The 2707-nt window shown below is 67.3% G+C and carries 3 protein-coding genes and 1 pseudogene; 3 read left to right on the forward strand and 1 reads right to left on the reverse strand.

Translation table 11 applies throughout. The features are described 5' to 3' along the window. The 3 genes and pseudogenes from ACTOWL_RS37725 to ACTOWL_RS37735 all read left to right on the forward strand — a co-directional run. Window positions 1-107, forward strand: a pseudogene (locus ACTOWL_RS37725) (IS5/IS1182 family transposase); the annotation flags it as partial. A gap of 112 nt (window positions 108-219) precedes the next feature. Further along, entirely contained in the window at window positions 220-768 is a 549-nt protein-coding gene (locus ACTOWL_RS37730; protein WP_441326440.1) for a hypothetical protein, read from the forward strand. A gap of 122 nt (window positions 769-890) precedes the next feature. After that, window positions 891-1346: a DUF4126 domain-containing protein gene (locus tag ACTOWL_RS37735; protein WP_441326441.1), complete on the forward strand. Its 456-nt coding sequence runs from the start codon at window positions 891-893 to the stop codon at window positions 1344-1346. A 13-nt stretch (window positions 1347-1359) separates the two neighbouring features. On the opposite strand, the gene ACTOWL_RS37740 is transcribed toward ACTOWL_RS37735, so the two are convergent. Then, window positions 1360-2607, reverse strand: coding sequence for an FtsX-like permease family protein (locus tag ACTOWL_RS37740; RefSeq protein ID WP_441326442.1), 1248 nt, complete (start codon window positions 2605-2607; stop codon window positions 1360-1362). Between the last annotated feature and the right edge of the window lie 100 nt (window positions 2608-2707).

Consider the following 2707-nt stretch of genomic DNA (forward strand, 5'->3'; position numbering starts at 1 on the left):
GATGGCGCCGCCTCGTCCGCGACTACGAAAAGCGCATCGACGTCTCGCACGCGATGATCCTCGTCGCCATGGGCGGAATTCTCATCCGACGAAACACTCATCCCTGATTTTCAAAACAGACTCTTAGCGGGAGAGCTACCCTGGGGCACCGCAGGTCTGCGCCAAACATCTTCAATCAGGGGGCACTTGCATAACCACAATGCCTGGAGTGGACATCTAATGAGCAATATCGATCCACCTCAAACACCTAGAACAACTTCCCGATCCCGGCTATATGAACTTTCACTATCAATCAATGAATATGGCAAAACTTCAATTGCGATAAAAAAAATAATTCACCAAATAGGCGATTCTATTATCTCGGCGTTGCCAGGATTTCTTGGCGATGAGGCTAAGGTATTTGGCGTCCCGCCACATGATAGCGACTGGACTCCAGACGACTATCGGGGAGCCAAATTCAGCACATATCGCCAGGGATTGCTGAGAGTCGGTCCGATTCAGATGGGTGTTGCCGTTGCGATACCTCATCTAAAGAATGATGGAGAACTCTGGGTTCGCGTTGTTCTCGACCTTCAAATGGAAGGAAGCGATATCTCGGTTCAAATAGGTGATGGACCGATTATTAGCGGAATCAGCCAGAATTATGATCAAGATACCATTGAAATAATCTGTCAAGCTATATTTGACTACCTGAAATCCATGTTCAAGGATCCTGTACGCATCGCGACAGCGGAGGGATCTGGAAAACTGGGATTCCGTCCGACATGAATGACAACCACAAAGACTAAATTGGCTCGCAGCCAGGATCGACAGGCCTGCGGGTATAGTCGATGCTGGAATTGAATTTTCACACCGGCCACACGCGCCGCGCATTTCCGGGGGAGATTTCGATGCTGGTCCTCGCCTTCCTGATCGGGTGTGTCGCCGGGTTGCGGACGATGACCGCGCCGGCCGCCGTCAGCTGGGCCGCCCATCTCGGCTGGCTGCCGCTCGACGGCACCGGGCTGGCCTTTCTCGGCGCTTCGGTCACGCCCTGGCTGCTCACCGTGGCGGCGGTCGCCGAGCTGGTCGCCGACCAGTTGCCGCGGACGCCGAGCCGGAAGGTGCCGATGCAGTTCGGCGCCCGGATCGTCAGCGGCGCGCTCTGCGGCGCCGCCTTCGGCATCGTCGGGGGCTCGGTGATCGGCGGGATCGCCACGGGCGTCGCCGGCGCCGTGGTCGGCACGCTGGTGGGTTCCGAGCTGCGGTCCCGGCTGGCCCGAGCGGCGGGGCGGGACCTGCCGATCGCCCTGCTGGAGGACGCGGTCGCGATCGGCGGGGCGATCTGGATCGTCACGTCGGTGTAAGCGGAGGCATCCGTCACTCCCCCGCCAGCGCCTCCGCCAGCGGCCGGCGCTGGATCAGCCAGGCGGGCAGCGCGGCCAGGGCGAAGCCGATCAGCAGCACCATCAGCGCGACCAGGAGCTCGGCCGCGCCCAGGGTCGGCTGCAGGGCGATGCCGGTCTGGGTCGCGAGCGCCCGGCTGATCGCGAAGGACAGGGCCCAGCCGCCGCCCAGGCCGAGCAGCACGCCCGCCGCCACCAGCGCCGCGGTGAAGCCCCAGGCGACGGCGAAGACGTAGCGGCGCGGCGCGCCCAAGGCCCGCAGGGTGACGAATTGCGGCGTCAGCAGGCGCAGCAGGATGACGACGCTGGCCACCAGCGCCAGCAGCACCAGCGCCTGGGTGACGATCGCCAGCAGCGCCATCAGCCGCCGCAGGTCGCCGAGAACGCCGTACAGCTTGATCAGCGCCTCCGCCGGGAAGAACGCCATCGAGCCGTCGGCGGTGTAGGCCTGACGCAGCCGGTAGGCGCCGGCGACGTCCTTGGCGTGCAGCACCGCCGCCGGGATGCCCGGGGTGCGGGCCGGGTCGAAGGGCGGGCCGATCCGCGCCTCACCCTCGGCGTGGCCGTCCGGCAGGCCGTGCACCGCCCAGACCAGCTCGACCGGCACCACGATCGCCCGGTCCCAGGGCGAGCCGGTCGGCGTCATCCGGCCGACCACGGTCAGCTCGACGTCGTGGCCGTCGGCCTCGCCGTGATGCCCCTCCTCCGCTTCGTCGTCGTCATGCTCCTCCGCCGCCCCGGCATGGACGCCATGCGTCGGCCGGAAGCGGTCGCCGAGGCGCAGCGGCGATGCGGCGCCGATCACGGCCTCGCTCCGCGCGGCGAACACCCGGCCCTCGGCCAGCCCGTCGGAGAGATGCGCCACCAGCGCCGGGATCGCGCCGACGATCGGGCTGCCGCGCAGGCTGTCGCCGAAGGCGAGCGGCGAGGCGAAGGCCGGGCGGTCGTCGTTCAGCAGCGCCGCCGTGACCTCCGGCGCCAGCAGCCGGACCGCGCCGGGCTGGAGATAAACGGCGGTCAGCAGCGCGTCGGTCTGGCTGCCCGGCGCCGCCACCACCAGGTCGAACCGGTCGGCGGCCCGGGCGCTGCCGGTCCGCAAGGCGCGCTCCTGCGACAGGATGGCGACCGACAGGGCCACGCCGGCGGCGACCAGCAGCACGAAGACCACCGCGGTGAAGCGGTAGCGCCGCCGCGCCGCCCGGAGCACCGGCCAGGGAGTCACCGGGCCGCTCCAGCCGCCGGCTCGGCCTGCGCGGCGTCCTCGGCTTCGCAGAGGACGCCGCCCCGCAGGGCCAGGACGGCCGCCGCCCGTCCGGCCAGCG

Origin of the sequence: Inquilinus sp. CA228 (assembly GCF_052078665.1) — a bacterium.
Taxonomy (GTDB): domain Bacteria; phylum Pseudomonadota; class Alphaproteobacteria; order DSM-16000; family Inquilinaceae; genus Inquilinus.

Excerpts from the sequence above, each read along its gene's own strand:
- ACTOWL_RS37730 (WP_441326440.1), top strand. The coding sequence starts at position 220 with ATGAGCAATATCGATCCACCTCAAACACCTAGAACAACTTCCCGATCC.
- ACTOWL_RS37735 (WP_441326441.1), top strand. The coding sequence starts at position 891 with ATGCTGGTCCTCGCCTTCCTGATCGGGTGTGTCGCCGGGTTGCGGACG.